This window comes from Bradyrhizobium sp. USDA 4353 (assembly GCF_054063215.1).
In genome coordinates this window covers 4,888,152-4,913,180 of record NZ_JBSSGB010000001.1, presented here as the reverse complement: position 1 = coordinate 4,913,180, position 25,029 = coordinate 4,888,152, and the positions used below count along the sequence as shown (strand labels likewise).

24 protein-coding genes and 1 pseudogene are annotated in these 25,029 nt (G+C 65.6%); 11 read left to right on the top strand and 14 right to left on the bottom strand.

Features of this window, described 5'->3' with window-relative positions:
* The first annotated feature begins 365 nt into the window (after positions 1-365).
* Entirely contained in the window at positions 366-1,886 is a 1,521-nt protein-coding gene (locus ACVILH_RS22115) for an ABC transporter substrate-binding protein (RefSeq protein WP_456717047.1), read from the top strand.
* A gap of 116 nt (positions 1,887-2,002) precedes the next feature.
* On the opposite strand, the gene ACVILH_RS22110 is transcribed toward ACVILH_RS22115, so the two are convergent.
* Both ACVILH_RS22110 and ACVILH_RS22105 read right to left on the bottom strand, forming a co-directional pair.
* The gene (locus tag ACVILH_RS22110; protein WP_456714768.1) at positions 2,003-5,494 is read right to left on the bottom strand and encodes an indolepyruvate ferredoxin oxidoreductase family protein; all 3,492 of its coding nucleotides are present in this window, start codon (positions 5,492-5,494) and stop codon (positions 2,003-2,005) included.
* Positions 5,495-5,801: 307 nt separating this feature from the next.
* Positions 5,802-6,446 (bottom strand): trimeric intracellular cation channel family protein, encoded by a 645-nt coding sequence (locus ACVILH_RS22105; protein ID WP_456714767.1) that lies wholly within the window; start codon positions 6,444-6,446, stop codon positions 5,802-5,804.
* A gap of 138 nt (positions 6,447-6,584) precedes the next feature.
* Between ACVILH_RS22105 and ACVILH_RS22100 the strand changes: the two genes are divergently transcribed.
* Together ACVILH_RS22100 and ACVILH_RS22095 are read left to right on the top strand one after the other, a co-directional pair.
* Positions 6,585-7,010: a hypothetical protein gene (locus ACVILH_RS22100; RefSeq protein ID WP_456714766.1), complete on the top strand. Its 426-nt coding sequence runs from the start codon at positions 6,585-6,587 to the stop codon at positions 7,008-7,010.
* A gap of 202 nt (positions 7,011-7,212) precedes the next feature.
* Positions 7,213-7,524 (top strand): hypothetical protein, encoded by a 312-nt coding sequence (locus ACVILH_RS22095; RefSeq protein WP_456717046.1) that lies wholly within the window; start codon positions 7,213-7,215, stop codon positions 7,522-7,524.
* A 70-nt stretch (positions 7,525-7,594) separates the two neighbouring features.
* On the opposite strand, the pseudogene ACVILH_RS22090 reads toward ACVILH_RS22095, so the two are convergent.
* A pseudogene (locus ACVILH_RS22090) lies at positions 7,595-8,413 on the bottom strand (isocitrate lyase/PEP mutase family protein).
* A gap of 46 nt (positions 8,414-8,459) precedes the next feature.
* On the bottom strand, positions 8,460-8,774 hold the full coding sequence (locus ACVILH_RS22085; RefSeq protein WP_456714765.1) for an NIPSNAP family protein: 315 nt from the start codon (positions 8,772-8,774) through the stop codon (positions 8,460-8,462).
* Between the two features lie 75 nt (positions 8,775-8,849).
* Between ACVILH_RS22085 and ACVILH_RS22080 the strand changes: the two genes are divergently transcribed.
* The gene (locus ACVILH_RS22080; protein WP_456714764.1) at positions 8,850-9,548 is read left to right on the top strand and encodes a metalloregulator ArsR/SmtB family transcription factor; all 699 of its coding nucleotides are present in this window, start codon (positions 8,850-8,852) and stop codon (positions 9,546-9,548) included.
* A 111-nt stretch (positions 9,549-9,659) separates the two neighbouring features.
* Entirely contained in the window at positions 9,660-10,664 is a 1,005-nt protein-coding gene (locus tag ACVILH_RS22075) for an alpha/beta fold hydrolase (protein WP_456714763.1), read from the top strand.
* Positions 10,665-10,813: 149 nt separating this feature from the next.
* On the opposite strand, the gene ACVILH_RS22070 is transcribed toward ACVILH_RS22075, so the two are convergent.
* The 5 genes from ACVILH_RS22070 to ACVILH_RS22050 form a co-directional block, all read right to left on the bottom strand.
* Complete coding sequence (locus tag ACVILH_RS22070; RefSeq protein ID WP_456714762.1) at positions 10,814-11,131, bottom strand: twin-arginine translocation signal domain-containing protein; 318 nt, start codon at positions 11,129-11,131, stop codon at positions 10,814-10,816.
* Positions 11,132-11,269: 138 nt separating this feature from the next.
* Positions 11,270-11,584, bottom strand: coding sequence for a hypothetical protein (locus ACVILH_RS22065; protein ID WP_456714761.1), 315 nt, complete (start codon positions 11,582-11,584; stop codon positions 11,270-11,272).
* A gap of 55 nt (positions 11,585-11,639) precedes the next feature.
* Positions 11,640-12,359: an alpha/beta hydrolase gene (locus ACVILH_RS22060; protein ID WP_456714760.1), complete on the bottom strand. Its 720-nt coding sequence runs from the start codon at positions 12,357-12,359 to the stop codon at positions 11,640-11,642.
* Between the two features lie 213 nt (positions 12,360-12,572).
* Positions 12,573-13,037 (bottom strand): hypothetical protein, encoded by a 465-nt coding sequence (locus tag ACVILH_RS22055; RefSeq protein WP_456714759.1) that lies wholly within the window; start codon positions 13,035-13,037, stop codon positions 12,573-12,575.
* A 421-nt stretch (positions 13,038-13,458) separates the two neighbouring features.
* The gene (locus ACVILH_RS22050; protein WP_006613293.1) at positions 13,459-14,991 is read right to left on the bottom strand and encodes an acyl-CoA carboxylase subunit beta; all 1,533 of its coding nucleotides are present in this window, start codon (positions 14,989-14,991) and stop codon (positions 13,459-13,461) included.
* A gap of 223 nt (positions 14,992-15,214) precedes the next feature.
* On the opposite strand from ACVILH_RS22050, the gene ACVILH_RS22045 reads away from it, so the two are divergent.
* Positions 15,215-15,910 (top strand): hypothetical protein, encoded by a 696-nt coding sequence (locus ACVILH_RS22045; RefSeq protein WP_456714758.1) that lies wholly within the window; start codon positions 15,215-15,217, stop codon positions 15,908-15,910.
* A gap of 73 nt (positions 15,911-15,983) precedes the next feature.
* Here ACVILH_RS22045 and ACVILH_RS22040 read toward each other — a convergent pair whose 3' ends face one another.
* Complete coding sequence (locus ACVILH_RS22040) at positions 15,984-17,012, bottom strand: HlyD family efflux transporter periplasmic adaptor subunit (protein ID WP_456714757.1); 1,029 nt, start codon at positions 17,010-17,012, stop codon at positions 15,984-15,986.
* 114 nt (positions 17,013-17,126) lie between these two features.
* Between ACVILH_RS22040 and ACVILH_RS22035 the strand changes: the two genes are divergently transcribed.
* Both ACVILH_RS22035 and ACVILH_RS22030 read left to right on the top strand, forming a co-directional pair.
* Positions 17,127-18,332: a M20/M25/M40 family metallo-hydrolase gene (locus ACVILH_RS22035; RefSeq protein WP_456714756.1), complete on the top strand. Its 1,206-nt coding sequence runs from the start codon at positions 17,127-17,129 to the stop codon at positions 18,330-18,332.
* Positions 18,333-18,442: 110 nt separating this feature from the next.
* Positions 18,443-18,988: a GNAT family N-acetyltransferase gene (locus tag ACVILH_RS22030; protein ID WP_456714755.1), complete on the top strand. Its 546-nt coding sequence runs from the start codon at positions 18,443-18,445 to the stop codon at positions 18,986-18,988.
* Positions 18,989-19,000: 12 nt separating this feature from the next.
* Here the strand turns inward: ACVILH_RS22030 and ACVILH_RS22025 are convergent, their stop codons facing one another.
* Together ACVILH_RS22025 and ACVILH_RS22020 are read right to left on the bottom strand one after the other, a co-directional pair.
* Positions 19,001-19,456 (bottom strand): RbsD/FucU family protein, encoded by a 456-nt coding sequence (locus tag ACVILH_RS22025; protein ID WP_456714754.1) that lies wholly within the window; start codon positions 19,454-19,456, stop codon positions 19,001-19,003.
* 67 nt (positions 19,457-19,523) lie between these two features.
* Entirely contained in the window at positions 19,524-19,865 is a 342-nt protein-coding gene (locus ACVILH_RS22020) for a hypothetical protein (RefSeq protein ID WP_456714753.1), read from the bottom strand.
* A gap of 229 nt (positions 19,866-20,094) precedes the next feature.
* Here ACVILH_RS22020 and ACVILH_RS22015 point away from each other — a divergent pair, with 229 nt between their 5' ends.
* The 3 genes from ACVILH_RS22015 (at position 20,095) to ACVILH_RS22005 (ending at position 21,532) form a co-directional block, all read left to right on the top strand.
* Positions 20,095-20,517 carry a ferritin-like domain-containing protein gene (locus ACVILH_RS22015; protein ID WP_456714752.1) on the top strand — a complete coding sequence of 141 codons (423 nt, stop codon included), beginning with the start codon at positions 20,095-20,097 and terminating at the stop codon, positions 20,515-20,517.
* A gap of 9 nt (positions 20,518-20,526) precedes the next feature.
* Positions 20,527-21,024 carry a nucleoside deaminase gene (locus ACVILH_RS22010; protein ID WP_456714751.1) on the top strand — a complete coding sequence of 166 codons (498 nt, stop codon included), beginning with the start codon at positions 20,527-20,529 and terminating at the stop codon, positions 21,022-21,024.
* A gap of 100 nt (positions 21,025-21,124) precedes the next feature.
* Positions 21,125-21,532 (top strand): DUF4174 domain-containing protein, encoded by a 408-nt coding sequence (locus tag ACVILH_RS22005; protein ID WP_456714750.1) that lies wholly within the window; start codon positions 21,125-21,127, stop codon positions 21,530-21,532.
* Positions 21,533-21,578: 46 nt separating this feature from the next.
* Here the strand turns inward: ACVILH_RS22005 and ACVILH_RS22000 are convergent, their stop codons facing one another.
* Entirely contained in the window at positions 21,579-23,324 is a 1,746-nt protein-coding gene (locus ACVILH_RS22000) for an FAD-dependent monooxygenase (protein ID WP_456714749.1), read from the bottom strand.
* Complete coding sequence (locus ACVILH_RS21995) at positions 23,321-23,824, bottom strand: MarR family winged helix-turn-helix transcriptional regulator (RefSeq protein ID WP_456714748.1); 504 nt, start codon at positions 23,822-23,824, stop codon at positions 23,321-23,323. The genes ACVILH_RS22000 and ACVILH_RS21995 overlap by 4 nt, the downstream gene beginning before the upstream one ends.
* Positions 23,825-25,029 lie beyond the last annotated feature (1,205 nt).

The window sequence follows — 25,029 nt, the reverse complement described above, 5'->3', positions numbered from 1 at the left end:
GCAGAACCCTCGTGATGCCGCCGGCAGTCAGGGAGCTCTCTTCACCTCTTCAATGCTGGGTTTGCGCATCGTGATCGACGCTCTCTGCTCGACTGGACGGAGCGCGTGGCGCCGGCGCTCAGCCGCTCAAGGACGCGACATGCTGGCATGCCAAATAGCGTATCGGTGGCATGCCGAAGACAGATCCAGGACCTCTGGTGTGATGCAACGTCCGCACCCGCGATGCAGCGCGGACGCGGGCACGAACGCGTTCAGTAGAAGAACCTAGTAAGGGGAGCGTGAGTATGCGGAGTTGGTGGTTCCTTGTGATGCCTTCGAATAGACGACGTCTGACATCATGCCGCACACCGCTCGTCCTCGCCGCGGTGTTGGCCGGCAGCTCCGTGCCGGCCCTGGCGGACAACGTCAACGTGGTGCGAGAACTCGCGGCCCGGCTCGGTCAGGTGATCGGGGCCGCACAGACGTGCCAGTTCGCTGCCCGTCCACGTGTCCAGACGATCATCGACAAATTTCAGACGGTCATCAAAGACTCGTCGACGAGCGAGGCAACGCGCGTTGATCTTCTTCAACTGTTTGACCGCTCGATTGGAGACGGGCGCGGATTGGTCGCGAACGGAAGGCTCGACTGTCGAACCGCCGACCGTCAGTTTGCCGATCTCGAGCGGTCGGTCGCGGCCCCAGCTCCGACATCGTCGTTTGCCGATGTCATATCGCCCTCCTCGGCCGCAGCCGCCGTGGCGCCTACCCAAACGCTTCCCGCCGACAACGTTCGCGGCGTCACCAGCCGGGAAATCCGCTTCGGCATCGTGGTTCCGTTTTCCGGCGGCGCGAAGGAGACCGGGCAGAGCTACAGGCAGGGGATCGACCTCGCTTTTGCTCAGGTCAACGATGCCGGCGGCGTCAATGGACGGCTCCTCAAGCTCATTCCGGCCGACGACGGATTCGAGCCGTCACGAACCATTCCGGCGATGAAGCTGCTGCTCGAAAAGGAGCAGGTGTTCGGCTTCTTCGGCAACATCGGCGCGCAAAATGCGGAGATCGCGGTGCCGTTCGCGCTCGAGCAGAAGGCACTGCTTTATGCGCCGTTCACGGGTGGCACCGCGCCCCGCCACGATCCACCGGATCGCTATGTTTTCAACTACCGCGCAAGCTTCGTCGAAGAAGCATCCGCAGTCGTGCATTATCTGATGAAGGTGCGCCGATTGAAGCCGAACCAGATCGCGGCGTTCGGCGAGAACGACGCGATCGGCGAACAGGGGTATGCTGGAATGACCAAGGCGTACCGCGCACTGGGGCATGACGACACCAACATTTTGCGGCTGAGCTATAATCGCAACACGGTCGACGTCGACGCAGCGGTCAACGTCCTGAAACAACATAAGGTGCCGATCCGGGCGGTCGTGATCACGGCAACGACGCGCGCCGCGGCCAAATTCATCGAAAAGACCCGCGATCATTTCCCTGGCTTGATCTACGCAAGCATGTCGGTTGCCGACGGCACTGCGCTCTCGCAGGAACTGCTGATGCTCGGGCCGCGCTTCACCGAGAACGTCATCATGACGCAGGCGGTGCCTGCGGTGGAGGGGTATTCGAGCGAAGTGCTCGAATATAAGAATGCGCTGGCGAAATACTTCCCGGGCTCCACGCCAAGCTACGTGTCCTACGAGGGCTATCTGGCAACAAATATCCTGATCGATGCCATCAGACGGTGCGGTCCCCAAGTTGATACCGAACGCCTGGTCGAGGCTCTCGAAAGCACGCGCAATCTGGATCTTGGGCTTGGCGCTCCGATCAACTTCAATCGTGGCGAGCATCAGGCGATGCACAAGGTCTGGGGAACGCAACTCGACCACACGGGCAAATACCAGCCACTCGAACTGGACTGAAGCGAACACGCAAATTCGTTTCTCCTCGCTGCGGCTTCAACGGCCACAGCGAGGACGCGGTTGACCGCGGGCAATATACGTACTCTTTGCCCGCGGCCGCGCCCCGAACGGCGTCCCTACTCCGCCGCCATCTGGCGTGGCGCGGGCGGCGGGTTGGCGAGGTCGGCTGCCAACTGGACGTAGCGCACCTTCGCGTCCTGCACCGCCTTGTCCTTGACCGGGCCGTAGCCGCGGATCTTGTCCGGCAGCGACAGGAATTCCACCGCGATCTCGGCATTCGCCGGCGACAGCAGGCCGAGCACCGTGGCGACGTCCTTCTCGTAGCCGGCGATCAGGTCGCGCTCGGTTCTGCGCTCGGCGGAATAGCCGAAGATGTCGAGCGGCGTGCCGCGCAGGCCCTTGAGCTTCGCCAGCAGCCGGAACATCTTCATCATGCCGGGGCCGTAGCTCTTCTTCTTCGGGCGGCCCTGCGGGTCGAGGCCTGAGTTGAAGATCGGCGGCGCCAGGTTGAAGGAGACCTTGTAGTCGCCCTCGAACGCGTCGTGAAGCTGCTTCTCGAACGTGCCGTCGGAGAACAGCCGCGCCACCTCGTACTCGTCCTTGTAGGCGAGCAGCTTGGCGTAGTTGATCGCGACCGCACGCGGCAGCGCCTCGCCATAGCCGCCCTTCTCTGCCGCGTCGCGGACCTGATCGACCAGCTTGCGGTAGCGCTTGGCGAGCCGGGCGTTCTGGTACGCGGTGAGGTGCGCCATGCGATGGGCGATGATCTCATCGAGCGTCATGGCGTCAAGCGATTTCGGCGGCACCGTCTCGTCCTGGCCGGTCATCATGCCCGCGACACGCTCGGGATTGACGACCATCAGGCGGCCGAGGCGGAAGGCCTCGGTGTTCATCTTGACGGCGACGCCGTTGATCGCGATGGCCTTCTCGATCGCCTCGGCCGACAGCGGCAGCAGGCCCTTCTGATAGGCATAGCCCATCATCATCATGTTGGTGGCGATGGAGTCGCCGAGCAGCGCCTCGGCCGGCTTGCTGAAGTCGAAGAAGGTCGCGTCCTTGCGCAGCGCGGTCTCCAGCAGGCTCGTGACCTTGCGGTTCTGGAAGTTGAAGTCGCGGTTGAGGACGAAGTCGGCGGTCGGGATCAGGTGGCTGTTGATCACGCCATGGGTGCGCTCGGAGTCGCAGAGCGTGATCGTCTCCTTGGCGCCCGCCACCACCTCGTCGGCGGCGATGACGAGATCGGCCGTGCCGGTGACGATGCGCGAGCAGGTCACATCCGCCGTGTTCTGCGAGAGACGGACGTGGCTGAGCACGGCGCCGCCCTTCTGCGCCAGGCCGGACATGTCGAGGATCATCGAGGCCTTGCCCTCGATATGCGCGGCCATGCCGAGCAGCGCGCCGATCGTCAGCACGCCGGTGCCGCCGACGCCGCCGACCGCGACATTGTAGGGCCGGTCGAGCGTTGGCTTTGTCAGCGGCTCCGGCATCTCGCCGATGTCGCCGAGCTCGGCGGGTGCGCGCGAGCGCGGCTTGCCGCCGTCGATGGTGACGAAGGACGGGCAAAAACCCTTCACGCAGGAATAGTCCTTGTTGCACGAGGACTGGTTGATGACACGCTTGCGACCGAGCTCGGTCTCCAGCGGCTCGACCGAGATGCAGTTCGACTGCACCGAGCAGTCGCCGCAGCCCTCGCAGACCGCCGGATTGATGAACACGCGACGCTGCGGGTCCTCCATCGTGCCGCGCTTGCGGCGGCGGCGCTTCTCGGCGGCACAGGTCTGCACGAAGACGATGGCCGAGGCGCCCTTGGTCTGGCGCAAGGTCTTCATGACGTTCTCGAGCTCGTCGCGATGCGCGAGCTTCACGCCGGGTGCGATGCTGTCGCTCGGATACGCGTCCGGGTTCTCCGAGACCAGGTAGATCTCGCGAATGCCTTCGGCGTGGAGCTGGAAGGTGATCTGCTGCGGCGACAGATCGCCGTCATGGCGCTGGCCGCCGGTCATGGCGACGGCGTCGTTGTAGAGGATCTTGTAGGTGATGTTCGCCTTGGAGGCGACCGCCTGGCGGATCGCGAGGCTGCCGGAATGGAAATAGGTGCCGTCGCCGAGATTGGCGAAGATGTGCTCCTCGCCCGTGAACGGCGCGATGCCGACCCACGGCACGCCCTCGCCGCCCATATGCGTGAACGTCTCGGTGTTGCGGTTCATCCACAGCGACATGAAGTGGCAGCCGATGCCGGCCAGCGCGCGGCTGCCCTCGGGCACCTTGGTCGAGGTGTTGTGCGGACAGCCCGAGCAGAAATACGGCGTGCGCGCCACCGGCGACACCAGCTGCATCTGCGAGGCGTCGCGGCCGTTGAACCAGTCGGCCTTGGCGCGCAGCATCGCCTTGATCTCGGGGTTGAGGTCGAGGCGAAGGAGTCGTTCCGTGAGCGAGGTCGCGAGCGAGGCGACCGAGAGCTCGGTCGCGAACGGCAGGAAGCGCTTGTCGTGATCGTCCATCTTCCCGACGATGCGCGGGCGGACGTCGTCGCGCCAGTTGAACAGCTCCTGCTTGACCTGGTTCTCGACAATCTCGCGGCGCTCCTCGACGATGAAGATCTCCTCGAGCCCGACCGCGAACTGCCGCACGCCTTCCGGCTCCAGCGGCCAGGGCATGCCGATCTTATAGAGGCGCAAGCCGATCTTGGCCGCGACCTCCTCGGTGATCCCGAGCTCGCGCAACGCCTGGCGGATATCCTCGTAGCTCTTGCCGGACGCCATGATGCCGTAGCGGGCGTTCGGGGAATCCATCGTGATGCGGTTGACCTTGTTGACGCGGGCAAAGGCGATCGCGGCAAAGCCCTTGTAGTCCTGCAGCCGGCGGTCCTGCTCGAAGCGGTCGTCCGGCCAGCGCAGATTGAGGCCGCCCGGCGGCAGTTCGAAATCGGCAGGCGTGACGAACGGCGTCATCTCGTCATTGAGGTTGATCTCGGCCGTGGTCTCCACGGTTTCCGTGATGACCTTCATGCCGACCCAGCAGCCGGAATAGCGCGACATCGCGATCCCGAGCAGGCCCATCTCGATCATCTCGTGGATCGAGGACGGGTAGAGATAGGGCATCAGCGCCGACATGAAGGCGTGGTCGGACTGGTGCGGCACGGTGGAGGATTTGGCGCCATGGTCGTCGCCGGCGAGGCACAGCACGCCGCCGTTCTTGGCGGAGCCTGCCGCATTGCCATGGCGGAAGACGTCGCCGCAGCGGTCGACGCCGGGGCCCTTGCCGTACCAGATGCCGACGACGCCGTCATACTTGCCGCCGGGCGACAGATGCAGCTGCTGCGAGCCCCAGACGGCAGTGGCGGCGAGATCCTCGTTCACGCCGGGCTGGAACTTGATGTTGTACTGCTCGAGATGTTTGCGCGCGGAGAACAGTTGCTGGTCGTAGCCGCCGAGCGGCGAGCCGCGATAGCCGGAGATGAAGCCGGCGGTGTTGAGGCCAGCGGCGCGGTCGCGCCGGATCTGGGCCATCGGCAGCCGCACCAGCGCCTGGATGCCGGTCAGGAAGATGTGGCCGGAGCTTGCGGTGTATTTCTGGTCGAGATTGATCTCGCTCTCGTTGATGCCCATTCCGCCCTCTTGCCGTGCTTTATCGGGGTGCGCAGCTCACCGCCTAGGAGCGGAAGCGCGCGTTCTGCCAATGATTTAAGTCTGCTTTTCGAGAATGCGCATCACAAATCTCGCGGACGCAGGGCAGCCAACCGAAATCGCAATTTCGTGGCGGCCGATGGCGGCGGCTTTTACGGTTTATGTCGGAAACAGCCGCCGCCGCGAAATGGGATGATAAGCGCCATGGCTTGCCGCGGTCGGCCGCACAGTTACCGAATCGTTGCCGCCCCCCGGTTGACTGATTGTGCATTGCGACACAGAGAAGCGGTCAGCCCTTGTCCTCTCCGGTGAAGACAAACTGCGGCATATTCCATTTGTAGCGGATGGCGAGCAGCCGAAACGACAGTCCGAACGCGAAGGCCAGCGCCGTCAGGACGCCGCTGCCAAGCCCGAGCGACAGGCCGGCCGCATAGAGCAGACCCGTCAGCAACGACACGCTGGCGTAGAGCTCGGCGCGAAACAGCAGCGGCACGTCGTTGCAGAGGATGTCGCGCAGCACGCCGCCGGCGCAGCCCGTGATCATGCCGGCGACGATGACGATGCCGAACGGCACGTTCATCTGCCAGGCGATGTCGCAGCCGGCAATGGTGAAGACGACCAGGCCGATCGCATCGAGCACGAGGAAGGCCGTCGTCAGTCGGTGCACGAGCCGCGCCATCGCGATGGTGACGAACGGCGCCAGCAAGGTCAGCACCAGGAAGGACGGACGCTCGACCCAGGCCAGCGGATAATGCCCGAGCAGCACGTCGCGCAAGGTGCCGCCGCCGAGCGCGGTGATGGCGCCGAGCAGGCAGACGCCCATCCAGTCCATGCTGCGACGCCCCGCCGCGAGCGCAGCCGTCATCGCCTGTGCCGCCAGCGCCAGCCAGGACAACACATGCAACACGCTGTCGGTCGGCGGCAGGTTCCACATCGAAGGCTCCAGAATCGCAAGTTGCGCAAGAGGAACCTTAGCGCGCCCAAGCGCGCGTGAGCTTGCGAATTCGTAAGGTTTCGCGGAACGGACCGGCGGCTGCGCTGGTTGTCAGTTGACAATCGCAAGGAGGATGCAATGGCCAACGAACGGCTTCCGAACGAACGTTATCCTGATGGCATGAACCGCCCGGACATGAGCACGCGTCCAGGCATGGGCGCGGATATGACCGGCGCCGGCATGACGGGTACGGAGTATGAGCGCGCGGCCCGCATGGACAGCCGGCTGCAGCCCGACCCCGAGCTGACCGAGGGCCGTGCCTCGACCGGCCGGATGGCCGCCTACGCGCTCGGCATCGCGATCCTGCTCGGCGCCGTGTTCTACGGCCTCAACAACATGTCGGTGAACAACAACCAGGCCAGCACTACGCCGGCTACGCAGTCAGCCTCGACGAAAAATGGCACCACGCCGAACGGCTCGCCTGGCGTGACCACGGGCGCCGCGGGCGACCGCACCACTCCGTCGCCGGCAGCCCCGAGCGGTCAGAGCAACACCGCGAAGTAATCGCGCGCATTAACGACATCTCGCAGACGGCGACGAGCCGTCTCAACTGGCGGCGGGTGAGCAATCATCCGCTGCCGTTTTTTTGAGAAAGTCTGGGCACGACCACGTCACTCGAGACCAACAACAACATTTGGTGGAACTAATCACGTGCTGGCCGATTGGCTGTGCGGCACTTTGACCCACTGATTGGAGGAGACACATGATGAAGATTCTTGCTCTCGCAGCCGCAGCAGGCACGCTCTTGGCGACCGCAGCCTCGGCCGCGCCGCTCTCGCCGGACGTGTCCGCGGTCCCGCAGCGCGACGTCCAGAACGTCCGCATGGTCTGCAACGAGGACGGCCGTTGCTGGCGCGAGCACCGCGAACGTCGCGTCATCATCGAGGATCGCGACCGCGATTCCTACGCCTACGCCCCGCGCGATCGTTACATCGAGCGCCGCACCTATGAAGACCGCGGCGGCATCGGCATCCGCGCTCCGGGGGTGAGCGTCGGCATCGGGACGGACCGCTACTAATCGGTTGTGACGAATGCATTGGAAAAGCCGCGGCAAGCTCCGCGGCTTTTCTGCATGCGTACACCTGAACTCAGCCGAACAGCTTGTTCAGCTCGCCGCCCGGATAGCCATTCGCCAACTCGGTGAAGGTGCCCTGCTCCGCCATCTCCTTCGCCGCACGCATGAAGCCGGCCCAGGCCATGCGGGCCAGTGAGCCGCCGACGCTGATCCGGCGCACGCCGAGCGCGCCGGCCTGCTCCAGCGACAGGCCGGACGCGCCGATCAGCAGGTTCACCGGCTTCGGCGCGACCGCCTTCACCACGGCGGAGATCTCCTCGACGGTTTTGATGCCCGGCGCATAGAGACAATCCGCGCCGGCCTCCGCATAGGCGGTGAGGCGGTCGGTCACGAGCCCAAGATCAGGCTTGCCCCAGAGAAACGCCTCGCAGCGGCCGGTCAGTAGCACGTCCCCACCATTGGCATCAATCGCCTGACGCGCGGCACGGATGCGCTCCACGGCCAGCTCGCGCTCATAGAGCGGGTGATCCTTGTCGCCGGTGGAATCCTCAATCGACAGGCCCGCCACGCCGGTCGCGACCGCGCGTGCGACATTGGCAGCGACGCCCTCCGGCGCGTCGGCAAAGCCGCCCTCGAAATCGGCGTTGACCGGAATGTCGACGGCCGCCGACAACGCCGCCAGATGCGCGAGCATCTCGTCCAGCATCGTGCCGGTGTCGGCCTTGCCGATCGACTACGCAAAGCCGGCGCTGGTCGAAGCGACCGCTTTGAAGCCGAGATGCTCAAGCATCTTCGCCGTGCCGACGTCGAACGGATTCGGCAGAACGAAGCAGCCGGACTCGTGCAGCCTGCGAAAGGCCGCGCGCTTCTCCGCCGTGGTGGTCACCGTCATGTCATCCTCCCATGCATCTCTTCGTTGCACCAGGATAGTCCCGCACTCATGGCGCCGCCACGACATTGCGCAAAAATGTTCGCTCTTCGCCCAGAATGAGCTTGTGCTCCTCCGCGAGCGCGAAGTTCGCGCGGCCCTCGGCATCGCCTCGGAGGGTCGCGCGATAACGCTCGTAAGCCGCGAGGCTGTCGAATGAAATCAGGCCGTAGGCGATGTCGTTGGTGCCCTCGTGCGGAAGAAAATAGCCGATCAGGTCGCCGCCGCACCGCGGGATGATCGACAGCCAGCGCCGTGCGTAGTGCTCGAACACGTCACGCTTGAACGGATCGATGCGATAGCGGATGAAGACGGTGATGGTCATGACAACCTCGAGTATGTTTCGCACCATGGACACTATCCGCTTGCGGGACGACAATGCTTCGTCTAGCATCGAAGTATGAAATCGGGCCCTGATATCGCGATGGTTGCAGCGCTGGTCGGCGATCCCGCCCGCGCGAACATGCTGACTGCCTTGCTCTCGGGCCGTGCGCTGACCGCGACCGAGCTCGCCCAGGAAGCCGGCGTGACGCCGCAGACGGCGAGCTCGCATCTTGCCAAGCTCGAAGGCGGCGGCCTGGTCGAGCCGGAGAAGCAGGGCCGCCACCGCTACTACAGGCTGGCCGATCCTGACGTCGCGGACGTGCTGGAGAAGCTTGCGGGGCTCGCCGCGCGCGCCGGCCACATGCGCGTGCGCACCGGACCGAAGGAGCCGGAGCTGCGGCGCGCGCGCATCTGCTACGATCACCTCGCCGGCGATCTCGGCGTGCAGATGCTGGACAGCATGATCAGGCAGAAGCTGGTGCGCCAGCGCAAGCAGGAGATCATCCTCACCGAGGAGGGCGAACGATTTCTCGCCCAGCATTTGCGGATCTCGCCGGAGATGCTGGCGCATCCGCGCCGTCCGGTCTGCAAGGCCTGCCTGGACTGGAGCGCGCGGCGGCATCATCTCGCCGGCACCTTGGGCGCTGCCCTGATGAAGCGCTTCGCCGAGCTGAAATGGGCCGCGCGCGATCCCACCCCGGGCAGTCGCGTGGTGAATTTCAGCCGCGCTGGCGAAAGACATTTTGCTGCACTGTTCGGCACGTCCGGCAGCTGACAATCACGTGCTGTTTATCGCGGCACGCGGTCAAGGTCTTGTCTTCAGGCCGAAGGCGGGTCACGGCCAGATGGCTGACGACGATCCCTGCCGTCGGCCCCTGGAGTTTCAATGCCCCGTTTCGCCATCGCACTCTGCACCGCCCTCTCCGTTTTCGCTCCCACCATGGTTCCGGCCGCCGAGGCGCCACGTGAGCCCTACGGGATCAATCTCGAGGGTTTTCCGTATCCGTATCCGGTCAACCTGCTGCCGCTGGTCAACGACGGCGAGCGGCTCCGCATGGCCTATATGGACGTGGCGCCGGCGCAGCCGAACGGACGCACCGCGCTACTGCTTCACGGCCGCAATTTTCCGTCGAGCTATTGGGCGCCCGTGATCAAGACGCTGACCGAGGCCGGCTTCCGCGTCATCGTGCCCGACCAGGTCGGCTTCGGCAAATCCTCCAAGCCGTCGGGCGAGCTGCATTTCGATACGCTGGCGCGCAACACGATGACGCTGCTCGATCACCTCGGCATTGCCAAGGCCGATATCGTCGCGCATTCGATGGGCGGCATGCTCGCCGTGCGCATCGCCCGCGCCTACCCGGATCGCGTCGCGCACCTCGTGCTGACTGCGCCGATCGGACTCGAGGACTACAGGCTCTACGTGCCGCCGATCCCGTCCGAGACGATCATGGAGAATGAGGATCGTCTCACCGCGGACGGCTATCGCAAGCAGTTGCAAACCAACTACGCGCTGAAGCTGCCGCCCGAGCAGGTCACACCGTTCATCGACACCAGGTTCAATCTCAAGGACAGCGCCGACTATCCGCGCTGGCTGAAGAGCTTCGTCAGCTCCTACCAGATGATCTATCGCGAGCCTGTCGTGCACGAGATCCCGCAGCTCGCGCAGCCGACGCTGTTCATCATGGGCGCCGACGACCACAACGCGCCGGGCCGGCCGAACGCGCCGGAGGCGCTGCGGGCGAAGATGGGGCAGAACGCGGAGCTTGCGAAGGCCCTCGCAAGTCAGATGCGCGAGGCCCGCGCCGAGGTGATCGCCAATGCGGGCCACCTGGTGTTTCTGGAAGCGCCCGCGAAGTACGACGCGCTGCTGCTGGAGTTTCTCGGCAAATAGCTCGAGCGGACCCAGGCGGCAGGGAGCGCGGCGAAGCCGTATCCCTGCCGTTCTGCTAGGCCCATCAACTGCTGAGCAGTGCTTCTCTACGGAGGCGGCCGGCCTGCGGCTGTTTCACGTTTGTCTGGAGGCTGCGCAGCCGTCCGACGTCACCAATAATGGCGACGATGCCAGCGCCGGCGCCACTGCCGGTGGTGATGACGCCAGCCCCAGTGCCGACGGCGCCAGCCCCAATGACGTCCGTGGCCGCGATGCCCCCAATGCACCTGCTCCGGCGTCAGCCGGTCCGCCTCATCCTGCGAGCCGACCGCGCGCTCAGCCCTGTCATTTGATCGCGAGGGAATCGCCTCGTTCAGCGGCACCGGCGCAAGCGGCGCGGCAACCGACTCTGTCGTGCGGAGCGCCATGCCGCCGGCGGCCACACATCCCAGGCCAAACGCCAGCTTGAGGAAGTCTCGTCGTTCCATCGGACGCCTCCATGATCAATGAGCGGAGCATGGAGTGTCGCAACGATCACCTGAACGTGAGCTGAACTGCTACGCTCGTCATAACAAAGCGCGATGACGCGGTCGTCGAGCTTTCGCCGCGATCGCGCACGGTTTCGTTCATTCCTCGACGATCTGCGCCAGCGTGAAGCTCTCCCGCGTGCGCGTCACGTCGGGCCAGTCGCGATTGAAGTCGGCGATCAGCCGCTTCATCTCGTCGCCGCCCACTGCGCGCTCCATCGCAACGACGTCGTCGAACTGATACATCGCCTGATGCACGGCGGGATCGATCAGGCTCCACACGCGCCACGCCTTGCGCACGCCAAAGCTCTTGATCGCATCGGGCAGATGCACGTCGCGGTACCAGCAATCGAACGCCGCGCGCTTGGCGGGATCGGACACGGTGGCGCGCACGACGAAGATGGCGGATGGCATCGGTTCCTCCGGTTGTTGTTGGTCTTGTCGCCGAAGCCTAGCCGCAATCAGCCGTTCAGCGAAATCCCGCCGCGAGCGACACCACCTGTCCATCGAGGCCGTTGAAGCCATGATGGCCGCGGGCCTGGCAGGGATCGCCCTCCTCCGCGCCGCCGGACAGCCATTTTACGCGGGCGCGGCCGCCGGACCATTTGATGAAAGGATCGACGCCGGCCGGCAGGGTGAACTTGCAGGCGTCAGCGGTGTGGTGGATGACCAAGGTGCGCGGCAGCGCGGCGGGCGAGCCGAGGATCGACATGACGTTCGATGAGCTGCCGGACTCCGGGCTGAGAAAGCCGGAGGTCAGGACCAGCGCGTCCGGGCGAGCGCCGCGCGCAATGCCCTCTGCGGCCCTGATCGTGCCGCGGCTGGTGCCGATCACCGTCACGGGGCGCTTGATGGCGGCCATGTAGTCGACCGCGGCCTTCAGGTCGGTGCCGGTGTCGGCGACCATCACCGCGAGGCCGCGCGCGGCATAGGCGTTGCGGGTGCGCACAAGCTGGTTGCCGAGCAGGCCGTGAATATCGCCGCGCTCGCCGACATTGATGGCGCCGTCGCCACCGGGGAGCAGGATCACACTTGCCCGCACCGAAGCTGGCTTGATCAGCGCCACGCGCGAGCCGCCCACCGTGACGGTCTCATCCGCGGAGGCTACGCCAGCCAAAGCCGCTGATATCACCGCCGCAAGAGCAATACGCAGGATCACGCGGCACGAATCCGTCGCCGTTCCGATCATCAAAGCCTCCCTGCCGACTCATGGCCGCTCGCAAGGAGACTAGCAAATTTAATACGAGGCCCGGAGTGCCTAGGAGTCCGGGCCTCGTCCCCTCGCGACCTCGCGCGAGCGAAGCCGGTCGGTATCTCCCTCAGCTAATCGATTGCAGCAGCTGTCGCGTTGACATGGCGCAAGCCGTGCTGATCCTCGATCCTATCCCGTAAGATTACGGCCTTAGTAGCAGCGCGTGATCGTCACGCTGTGATCGCCGCCGCGGCGTCCCGGCACGGTCACGGTCTGCATCGGGCAGTTCGACACGTAGGGCCGGTCGGATGGTACGACGTTCGGCGGGTAACGATGAGCCCAGTCCCACGGCACGTCGTAGGTATAGCTGTAACGCACGTCGGCCGATGTGTGCTCGGGGATCTGCTGAATCACCGGCTCCCCGGTACCACCATACGCAAAAGCGCCGGCCGCCGGTAGATAGGAGCGATAGCCACGGTGATGATGAGGACCGAAGGGCCGCATGCCCGACGCGGGCGAAACCACCGGGCCGGATGCCGCGGGCGCGGCAGCAACCGGCGCGGCCACCGCGGCGCCTGACCCGGCGGATGCCGTCCCGGCCGAGAGCATCAGCGCGGCAGCCCCGGCGCAGGCAACCCAAGCTCGATAAGGAAACGCCGATGTTCTATCAGCCATGATACGCAACCTCTACTCTACCCACTCGCCTGCCTTGACCATCAAAGCTAGGCCAGCGGCCCAGTTCCCGCAAACCCATCGTTAAAGGTTAGTTAAGACATAGGCTTAACGCCAGGGCCACATGAGGCGCCAGATTGCCGCAATGGCCGCGAGCCGCAGGCAGCAATCCAGAGCCGCGCGTGATGCCCCTGGATTGCTTCGTCGCTGCGCTCCTCGCAATGACGGAGGGCGCGGTGGGCTTTCGCGTCTCCTGACGCCGTCATTCGACAGGGTATTCTCAGCAAGCGCCACATTCTCCGTCATTGCGAGCGCAGCGACTTGTCCGCCGTAGCTCGCAGAGCGAAGGCGGAAGCAATCCAGGGCCACGCCTTAGGCTCGCAATGACTTCCTTGCCCCCCGCTGACGACATCTCATGGATGCCTTAGAGCGGCAGGTTGTCGTGCTTCTTCGCCGGCATTTCCATCTTCTTGTCGCGGAGCATCGCGAGTGCCCGCGCGATGCGGCGGCGGGTGGAGTGCGGCATGATCACGTCATCGATATAGCCGCGCTCGGCGGCGATGAACGGCGACAGGAAGCGGTCCTCGTACTCCTTGGTGCGGGCGGCGATCTTCTCCGGGTCCGCCATGTCGGCCCGGAAGATGATCTCGACGGCGCCCTTGGCGCCCATCACCGCGATCTGCGCCGTCGGCCAGGCGTAGTTCATGTCGGCGCCGATCTCCTTGGAGGCCATGACGTCGAAGGCGCCGCCATAGGCCTTGCGGGTGATCACGGTAACGAGCGGCACCGTGCACTGCGAGTACGCGAACAACAGCTTCGCGCCGTGCTTGATCAGGCCGCCATATTCCTGTGCGGTGCCTGGCAAGAAGCCCGGCACGTCGACGAAGGTGACGATCGGAATGTTGAAGGCGTCGCAGAAGCGGACGAAGCGCGCAGCTTTCCGCGAGGCATCGCTGTCGAGCACGCCCGCCAGCACCATCGGCTGGTTGGCGACGAAGCCGACGGTGCGGCCGGCGATGCGGCCGAAGCCGGTGACGATGTTCTTGGCAAAGAGGTCGGCGATCTCGAAGAAGTCGCCTTCGTCCACGACCTTCAGGATCAGCTCCTTCATGTCGTAGGGCTTGTTCGGATTGTCGGGAATGAGCGTGTCCAACGACATGTCGACACGCTCGATGTCGTCGAAGCTCGGCCATTCCGGCACGCCGTCCGAATTGTTCGAGGGCAGGAAGTCGATCAGCCGGCGCATCTGCAGCAGCGTCTCGACGTCATTGTCGAAGGCGCCGTCGGCGATCGAGGAGCGCGTCGCGTGCACCGAGGCGCCGCCGAGCTCCTCGGCCGTGACGACCTCGTTGGTGACCGTCTTTACGACATCCGGGCCGGTGACGAACATGTAGCTGGTGTTCTTCACCATGAAGATGAAGTCGGTCATGGCCGGCGAATAAACGTCGCCGCCGGCGCACGGGCCCATGATGACGGAGATCTGCGGGATCACGCCGGAGGCCAGCACGTTGCGGCGGAACACGTAGGAATAGCCCGCCAGCGCCGCGACGCCCTCCTGGATGCGGGCGCCGCCGGCGTCATAGAGACCGATGATCGGCGCACGCGCCTTCATCGCCATGTCCTGCAGCTTGGTGATCTTGAGCGCGTGGGTCTCGGACAGCGAGCCGCCGAACACCGTGAAATCCTTGGCGAAGACGAAGGTCTTGCGGCCGTTGACGGTGCCCCAGCCGGTAACGACGCCGTCGCCGGGGATCTTGTTCTTTTCCATCCCGAACTCGGTCGAGCGGTGCTCGACGAACATGTCGAACTCCTCGAACGAGCCCTTGTCGAGCAGCAGCTCGATGCGCTCGCGGGCCGTCAGCTTGCCGCGGGCATGCTGCGCCTCGATACGCTTCTCGCCGCCGCCGAGCTTGGCGCCTTTGCGCCGCTCCTCGAGGGTGTCCAGGATGTCCTTCATGCGCTTCCCGCCCGTTCCCGATATCGTGACTGTTGGCGGCCTTCTAACACGGCTGTTTCGGAGGCGAAAAGCGGCTTTCGGTCTGGCGAGGCGGCCTCCCACAGCTCGGAATTGATCGCGGAATCAGGGTCATGGCCGGCGGACGGGGTCCGGGCTGCGGGTTAGGAACGGCCGTCCGGGCTGCCGGTTCGCCCTGCTTGATCCCCGGTTCGAGCTGCAACGAATGCTGCCCTCTCCCCTTTCACCCGACGAACTCCGGCCCCGACGCATCGACGGCCGCGATCCGCGCGGCGCGATCTACTTCCTGCCCTGGGGCATGGGCTTCGCCACCGCTCGCTGGCTCGGTCTCGTTCGGGGCTACGACTGGCAGGCCTGCTACCGACTGCCGGATGCGATGGTCAGCCCCGATCCCGAGCTGTGCGCGGGGTGCATCGCAGCCATCGAACAGGACGTGACCCGGCTCACCGCGCGCCACGGTCCGCCGTCGCGGCTGGTCGGGTTCAGCCTCGGCAGCGTGCCGGCCACCTTGATGGCCGGCCGGCTCGGCCGCCCCGTGTGGAGCTTCGCCTCGGCGGATCGCGGCGAGCTGATGATCTGGTCGAGCCCAGCCGCGCGCGCCATCCGCCGCGAGGCCGAGCGGCGCGGGCTTCGGCGTGACGATTTCGCCGCAGCGCTTCACCGATACAACCCGATCCACTGGATCGACCGCGTCGCGCCTGACAGCCGCCTCGTCGTCGGCCGCTTCGACCGGATGGTGCCGCGCGCCCGCGGCCAGGCGCTGCTCGATCGCGCCCGGCGCCGCATCATAGGCGACCATCTCGTCGAGCTGCCGCTCGGCCATGTCGCAGTGCTCGCCGCGAGCGGCTTCCTGCAGCGCCGCTGGTTGCGCGCGGAGGGCAGCCGCTTGCAAGACTGCTGAAGGGATGGGGCGGGCCGCTTGCTCGCACAGCCATCCAAGTAGCCACGCGCAAGCCGACAGACATCGCCGCAGGTCAGATGCGCCGCCGCGCCGCGGCGGGCTGGATATCCTGCGCGCAGCGGCAGCTCTTCTGCGCCTTCTCCCGCAAGATCTGCGAGACCATCCGCTCCGTTCCGGTCAGGCCGGTCAGAATGGTCGCGCTAACGGCCATTCCGGTCCTCAATCCGACGGGAAGGGCCGCATTCGCCAGACGGATCTTCAGCGCGATCCGGTCTTCCGCGCTCAGCGAGCCCGAGGCCGCACTGATCCATTCGGCATCTGCAACATGTCCATAGAGCCGGACAGACGGCAAGCCTGGCACCTCGATCGTGACCGCCTGCCCGATCGCGACATAGGTGATGTCGGAGACAGCGAGCGCAGCGATGATATGGGGCTCGCCCGGCGCGACGACCGCCATCATTGACTGGTCTGCCGTGACGACATCGCCGACATGGAGACCGCCGACCGTCACCACGCCGGCGACGGGAGCTATCACGTCGTTCAGCGCGACAGTCGCGGCGTCTCCGTCGCGGTGCTCGATGCGCGCGAGAAGCTGTCCGGCGACGATGTCCTGATTATCGGTCACCAGCAGCTCCCTGACCAGACCGGGCACCGCCGATCTGACAGGGACTTCGCTCCCCCCGATATAGGCATCGTCGGTTTGGACGAGATACTGGGTGACGGTCACGTACTCGACCATCCACGACAGCGCGATGAGGCCTGCAACGACCAAGCCGAGCCCCGTGAGCGGCCACAGCGCACGTCCTGTGGACGCCCGCGGCGCGGCTCGCATGTCCCCTGGGGAGCGCTTCTCATGCGGAATGACCCGGGCTTCGCCCGGCGCTTGCTGTCTGTCCACCGCTCGCTCCTCAGGACGGCATCGCATGTGGTGCCGTCTCGACGGGACCCTCGTGAGCTTCGTGCTCTGGGCGCTGATGTGGCGGCTCACTGGCCCGTTGATAATGGCGCCAGAGCCAAATGCGGTCTTCAGGTTGTCGAAACAATGCGCCTGCCGATGCGGCTTACGTCGGCGGGAGCACCCATTCGGCGTGAGCGACGACATCGCGAACGGAGCCGTCGTCGCGGATGAAGCTGGCAGCCCCTGCGCACGATGCCCTTGCGTCGGGAGGCGCCGGGCTGGATGCTCCGACCATCGTTCAACCACGGGAATCGCTTCATGTCCGTCGACACTGCCGCCGCCACCGATCGTCTGATGCGCTTGCTCGCCGTGCCGGGCGTGACCGGACAGGAGAAGGCGATCGGCCGCGAGATCATGGCGGCGCTGAAGCAGGCGGGCGTCCCGGCCAAGGCGATGCGGTTCGATGATGCCAATACCCGCATCGCGCTGCCGACCGAGACCGGCAATCTGATCGTCGAGCTGCCGGGACGCGGCACGATGCGAGACGGACCGCGGCTGATGTTCATGACCCACATGGACACGGTGCCGCTGTGCGCCGGCGCGCAGCCGAAGATCTCCGGCCGCAGAATCGTCAACCAGGCCAAGACCGCGCTCGGCGGCGACAATCGCTGCGGCTGCGGCATTCTGGTGACGCTCGCGGCCGAGCTGATCCGGCAAAAGCTCGACCATCCGCCGATCACGCTTCTGTTCTGCGTGCGCGAGGAGAGCGGGCTGCATGGCGCACGGCATGTCGATCTCGATGCGCTCGGCGCGCCGAAGATGGCGTTCAATTTCGACGGCAGCTCCGCCTCCAGCATCACCATCGCCGCGGTGGGTGCCGACAAATGGGAGGTCGAGATCTTCGGCCGCGCCTCGCATGCGGGCGTCGCGCCGGAGCGCGGCATCAGCGCGACCATGATGCTGGCGCTCGCGCTCGCCGAGGTCAAAGCCGGCGGCTGGTTCGGCAAGGTGGTGAAGGGCAAGGGCAAGGACGCGAAGCTTGGCACCAGCAATGTCGGCCCGGTCACCGGCGGCGAGGGCCGCCCCGCGGGCGACGCCACCAACGTCGTCACCGACTACATCCATGTCACCGGAGAATGCCGCAGCCATGATGCAAAGTTCGTCCGCGAGATCAGCAACGCCTATAAGGCCGCGTTCGAGAAGGCGGCCAAGCAGGTCGTGAACAGCGACGGCAAGTCCGGTCGCGTCAAGTTCAAGGCGGTGACCGAGTTTCCGCCGTTTCGCATGAAGGAGACCTTGTCGATCGTGAAGCGCGCCACCGCCGCCGTCTCGGACATCGGCGCGACGCCGACCTTGCGCGCCGGCAATGGCGGCCTCGACGCCAACTGGATGGTCCGCCACGGCATCCCCACCGTCACCTTCGGCACCGGGCAGAACGAGCCGCATACGATCGACGAATGGATCAACCTCGACGAATATGACCGCGCCTGCGCGGTGGCGGTGCGGCTGGCCACGATGGGGTGAGTTGGGACGCGCTGCGGTCGCCATGTCAGACAGCGGTAAGCTTCACCGCGTTCACATCGCCGCGCCCGGCGGCGATGGATCGCCGGGGCAGCCGTGCAGCGAGGACAGCTTTGCAACAGGACAGCGGATACGACGGCGTCACCCTCGAGGTCGCGGACAAGCGGGATCTCCCGGCCTTCAAGCAGGAATTGCAGGAGGCCTTCTCCGTCGCATTGAGGGACGAGATCGGCACAGTGCCCGAGCAGGCGATCCCCTCCGGCGAGGATATCGAGCAGTCGTTCACGGCGCCGGGCGCTGCGACCTATCATGTGCTGCTGGACGGACGGCGCGTCGGCGGCGTCGTCCTGACCATCGATCCGGTCTCGCAGCGCAACTCGCTCGACCTGTTCTACATCTCGGTCCGGCAGCACGGCCGCGGCGTCGGCCAGCGCGCATGGCGGGCGATCGAGGCGCGCTATCCCGACACCCGGGTGTGGCAGACGTTCACGCCCTATTTCGAGAAGCGCAACATCCATTTCTACGTCAACAAATGCGGCTTCCGGATCGTCGAATACTACAACGCCCACAACCCGCTGCCGCACCGGCCGCCGCTCGATGGCATGCCCGACGACGGCGACTTCTTCCGCTTCGAGAAGATCATGCGGGTGGAGCATTGAGCCGGACCGGGCTCACGCCTCCTCCGGCGGGATCACGCCCTTGCTGAAGATGAAGCAGCCGTAGAAGCGGCGCTCGCCGGTGGCGATCACGCCATAGGCCGATTTGGCCATCTCGTAGAACGCGTAGCGCTCGACGCCGACCAGCGGCCACGGCCTGCCCTCGGCCGCATCGATCGCCGCTTGCACCTCCTGCTGCACCGGCGTGACCTCGGTGGGATGGCCGACGACCTCCATGCGCACGGCGGCATCGTACACGAACGTGTCGAGCGGCAGCACCGACAGCACTGCCTGGACGGCCCTCGCGGCGCTGACATTGTCGATGCGCAGCAACTCGCCGAACACGGTCTGCCGCGCGATCGCATCCGCCGGAAAATTGGTGTCGCAGATCACCAGGCGATCGCCATGCCCCATCGCGCGGAGCGCATAGAGCACGTCGGCATTGAGCAGTGGATCCAAACCCTTGAGCATGTAGTCTCCCTATCGTTTTTTTAATCGTAGGCCCATCGGCGTAAGCGCGCGCTCGGGCGCTCATGCGTTATACGGCTCGCCCCTCGCCGACCAGCCGTAGATCGATCCTGCCGATCAGCTCCGAGCGCAACGTCTCGGCGGCGGCGATCGCCGCCAGGGTCTGCCGCAAGGTGCTGACATTCGATCCGAGCGAGACGATGCCGCCGAGCACCGCGGCGATCGCGCCGAGCAGCGCGGTGGCATTGGAGCCGAGCAGTCCCACCACCGCGCCGAGCAGCAAGGCGGCGCTGCCAGCAATCACGATCTTCGACGCCAGGATGATCTTCCGACAGCGCTCGGCCGTGTCGGCAAGCTGCTCGATCCGCGCCTCGATCAGGGCGATCTGTCCGCCCGGGTCGTCCTCGTCCATCACACGCGCCATCCCTCAGCGCCACCAGCATGTCCCGAGCATGCCGCCTGTCGCGTAGCGAGAGCCTACGATGCCGCCCCCCCGCGGGCAACTGCGGCGTCATCGTGCACACCGCATGGATGTGCGCGTACACCCTCCCCCGCGTCCGAAGGCAGCGGGGCCGGAACAAAGCATGCGACGCCGGATTGTCGTCGTCGAAATTTCCACCCAGCAACATGGTGAGGCGATCATGGCTGCAGACAGCCTGAAGACACTGCACACGTCCCTGGTCGATGCGCGCAACGGCTATCAGGAAGCCGCCGATGATGCCGAGACGCCGGCGCTCAAGGCGTTGTTTGCCGAGATGATCGCGCTCAAGGAGCGTGATCACGCGGAGCTGCATGACGCGCTCCGCCGGATGGGCGAGACGCCGGACGAGTCCGGCTCCTTCATGTCGACGGTGCACCAGACCGTGGTCCGCGTCCGCGCCGCGGTGACCGGCCTCGGCACCCATGCGCTGTCGTCCTTCGTCAGCGGCGAGGAGCAGATCCTCGGTCAATATGACAACGCGCTGCAGGAGTGCGCCGGCGATGCCGCCACCACCGCCACGCTGACCCGGCAGCGCGACAGCCTGCAGGCGAAGATCGCCCAGATGAAACAGCTTGCAGCCTGAGCGCCGACCGTGCCGAACCTGAACACCGACGAGCATTTCATGCAGGAGGCGATCAAGGTCGCCACGCAGGATGGCGCTGACCCCAGCCTGTCGCCGATCGGTTGCGTGATTGTGCTGGGCTCCGAGATCATCGCAGCCGAGCGCAATCACGTCGCCGCCAAGCACGACGCCACGGCGCATGCCGAGATCGAGGCCATCCGCGCCGCCGGACGCGGCTTCGAGGACGGCGAGCTGCGCGGCGCCACGCTCTACACCACGCTGCAGCCGTGCGGCATGTGCACGATGGCCTCGATCTGGAGCAAAGTCGGCCGCATCGTGTTCGGCGCCGGTCGCGAGGACGTACATCAGATGTACTTCGAGGCCCGGCATGTCGACACGCTCAAATTCGTCCAAAACGCCTATCGCGACGACATCACGATCGAAGGCGGCGTCCTGCGCGAGGCCTGCAGCAAGCTGTATTATCGTCCCTGGGACGACGTCCCGATCGAGGACCAGGGCAACCGCTAGAGTTGCCGACCTCATCTGGAGCGGCTGCGGGCGGCACGCCCGCAGATCCAGCCCGCCGCCGCAGCCGTTCATGCCAGAGCCATCATGATGAGGCCCGACCATGCGACGACATCTGCTCACGACTGCCCTCCTCGCAGGCCTCATCGCCATGCCGCACCCAAGTGATGGCTCGGCGCTCGATCCCTACCGCTCGAAAAACCGCGTCCTGATCGTGACCGGCCCCGACGACGCCGCCGCGCAGCAGCAGCGCAAGATCTACGAAGCCGCCAAGGCCGGCATGTCCGAGCGCCAGATCATCCTGCTCGACGCGCTCGACGACAGCGCGTTGTCCCGCCAGCTTCGCGCAGCGGTCGGGACCGACGGCCGCCGTTTCACCGTCACTCTGATCGGCAAGGACGGTCACACCGCGCTGGCCTCTCACACGCCGATCTCCGCCGAGGAGCTGTTCGGTCGCGTCGATGCGATGCCGATGCGGCAAGACGAAATGCGGCGGGCGCGGTCTCGGTAAGAGACCGCGCGCGCTCGTGCCTCTGGCTCGAACGCACCGGATGAGATCAGGCCTCATGACACAACTCTCCACCGGCGCCCGGCGCGACGGCTGAGCTGCGTCCCGCTGACTGATCCCCGAACAGCTTGCGGCAATAGGCAGTCAGACGCTCCGGCTGGTCGGCGGCGCCGCGGAAGGCGATGTGACCGTCGGGCCTGACGAGCACCAGCGCGGCCTCGCTGCCGATGCCATAGGCGGCGTGGGCGAGACCATCCAGATCGGACAGCGCCGTCGGGTCATCGGGCCCGGGAACGGCAGCGGCGAGAACCAGCCGCGGTCGCACCCATGCCCAAGGCCTGGCCGCTTCGCAGGCCTTGCGCAGCTCCGGCATGGCATCGGCCTGTCGTCCGTCGAACGCGAGCAGCGACCAGCCCCAGCTCCAGCCGTCCGGATTGTAGAGATGCGCGAAGATCGTCGTCGAGGTGCCGTCCGCCGCAATCACATTCGCATCGGGCGCGCGCTCGCCCGCCTTGGGAATGTGGCGCCGGATGAGGTCGCCCAATCCGCTGAGGTGATCCTCGTTCAGCGGGCTCGTGGGATAGGCGACGGTCAGTTGCTGCAGATCGGCGCTGCCTTGAATCAGCGCGCCGATGTTGGGCAGCACCCGGGCGGCAAGGTCCATGGCTGCGTCCTTCAACGGGCCGCGATAGACGCTGTTGTCAAAGCCGCGCTTCTGCTGGCCGTCGAGACGGCGATGCTCTCCGCCGCGCTCCGCGTCGTAGGAGTCGAGCAGAACGGGCTCCGCCGCGCCGTCAAGCACCATCGCGAGCCGCCATGACAGGCCGACAGCATCATGCAGGCCGGCATTCATGCCCTGCCCTCCGATCGGCAACGACAAATGTCCGGAATCACCGACGAGGAAGACGCGTCCCTTGGCGTGACACGCCGCGGCTCCGTGCTGGAAGCGGCTATGCGTCAACCAGATCGGATCGGTCAGCGTCAAGGTCTCGTCCTGCGTCACCTCGCGCGCGATCGCCTGCATCTCCTCGAGCGTGGGATCGCGGTCGGGAATGCCGGTATCGTCGGCGAGGAAGAACAGCCGGTGATAGCCCTCCCACACCGGCAGCACGCCGCAGAAGCCGCGCGGATAGTAGAAGAACCACAAATGATCCTTGTCGGTCGACCGCCGCCAGCTCAGCTTGGCGTCGACCTGGCGGTTCATGCAGTTGGGCAGCTTCTCCGGCACGAAGTCGAAGCCGAGCTGCCGGCGCACGAAACCCTGGCCGCCATCGGCCCCGATCAGATAGCGGCAACGCAGCCGCCGGCTCGGCCCTTCGGTCTTGTCGTCATCCTGTTCGCTCACCGTCGCAACCGTCACGGTGACGCCGTGCGCATCCTGCTCGAACCCGGTGACGCGAACGCCGCGCTCGACCTGGCCGCCGCGCGACGAGACTTGCGACTCCAGCGTCGCTTCGATGACGTCCTGACCACTGTACAGCACCGGTCCATAGGGAGAAGGCACATCGGCGATGTCGATGGGATCGACCGGCCGTCCATTCAACATCGTGTTGACCTGGGTGATCCGGTAGGATTTCTCGGCGAGGGCATCGCGCAGACCGATGCTCGCCAGCAGCTCCTGCGGCCGCGCCCACAGATTGTTGGCGCGCGAATGCGGCTTGTGGTCGCGCCGCTTCTCGAACAAGCGGAAGCTGACGCCATGATGGGCGAGCGCGCAGGCCGTGGTGAGGCCGATCGGTCCGCCGCCGATAATGATGACGTCGGCATCGAATTGGTCGTTAGCAATCGTCGTCATGGCTCGTCCTTTGCTGATAGCGCGCCTGGACCAGTCGGCCCCGGCTGTGGGAGTTCGTGTGCGAGCACCTCGTTCAGCTCGCTCAGGACCGCGATCGCGACCGCGATCCGGCTCGCTCCGATCCGCGCGAGAATCCGGCGGTCGAGCGGGATCACAGCGGCCTCGGCCGCCGAGAGTGCGTTGCGGCCTGCTGGCGTGAGCACGACGAGCTTGGCGCGTTGGTGGTGCGGATTGGCTTCGAAGGCGACGAGGCCGCGCGCGATCAGGAGATCGACGACACGCTGCACCGCCTGGCGGGTCAGGCCCATGTTGCGCGCGATGTGCGCCACCGGCAGCGGATGCGGCGAGTAACCGAGCGCGCCCAGCACCTGCCACCAGGCTGTCGTCAGCCCCGCCGGCTGCACCAGCGCATTGCCTGCGTCGACCAGCCTGCCATTGGTTTCGAACACCTTGAGCACGAGATCGCGGACGATGGGCGGATCGGAACCGGAGGCAGACATCAGCAACGTCCTGTCGTTATGACAATATGCTGTCGTAATGCGCGACGCAGGCGGATCGTTCCGGGTCAGATGAGATTCCGATGGTGTTCAGTTGATCGCTCGTGTCGGACGTATGCCGCGCAGTGCCAACACATGGCCGGCGCCGCAGCTCTGAATGATCGTGTGCTCGATGAGCTCGGTCGGAGAGCTCAAAGCCAATGTGCTCGGCATGACACCCGCGAGCCTCACGTTCTCTACATTTCCAGTACGAGGCATGGCTCCGCCATCTCGCGGCGATCTCCGCCCGAGTTGTGCGATCAGTCGACCTCTCCTCTTCGGAAGAAGAGGCGCAGGGAAGACCGGGTATCGACTGATACCCGCGGTCCGCGTGCAGCAAATGAGCACGCGGCAGAACCACAGGTTCAGCCCAATATCCGGCCTTCCCTGCGCGACGGTTTTGCGGGTTATAGGCGCTCTCCCCGGGGACCGGCTGTCTTGCCCCCGTCACCAGCGGATCATCATCACCACCGGCTTGGTCTCAGCGTCGGGAGACCAGGACCACACCATTTCGCCGTCGCCTCACTCCGTTCGTCGGCCGGGCTGTGACACCCGGCTGCGGAGCAACGCGCCCGTCGCCTCTCCGGCTCGACGCTTCATGACGATCGCGAAACGTCCCTCTTCAGCGAGCCGGGATGCGCGAGAATGTGGAGGTGATTTGCCCGACGAGGCAAGGGATGAGTACGCGACAAACTGGCACGACGGGCAGTTGGTGCATGCGGGGTGTGCAAGGATTGCTCGTCGGGCTGATGATCAGTCAGCCGATCGGCGACACCAGGAGGCCGACGGAGCACGCTGCATGTCCTTGCGCCTCTCTTCGAACACGCTACTCGCGGCCCAAGGGGCGTAGTTCGGCGCTGTCCGCTGTCCATGAACACGTCTGGCGACGTCTTCACAGCTAATGTGCAGCACCGCCTTCGGTGTCAGACCCTCTCCATGAACACGCCTCTCGGCGTGTTCATGGTCGGTGTGCAAGACCGCCCTCGGTGCCAGAACCTCTCCATGAACACGCCTTTCGGCGTGTTCATGGTCGGTGTGCAGGACCGCCTTGGGTGCCAGAACCTCATGGTGAGGAGCGCCGTGCTCCGCCTCCCGCCCCGCGACGACCACCCATGGCGGCGCGTCTCGAACCATGAGGCCGCCGCCGTGGGGCCTCGCCCTTCGAGACG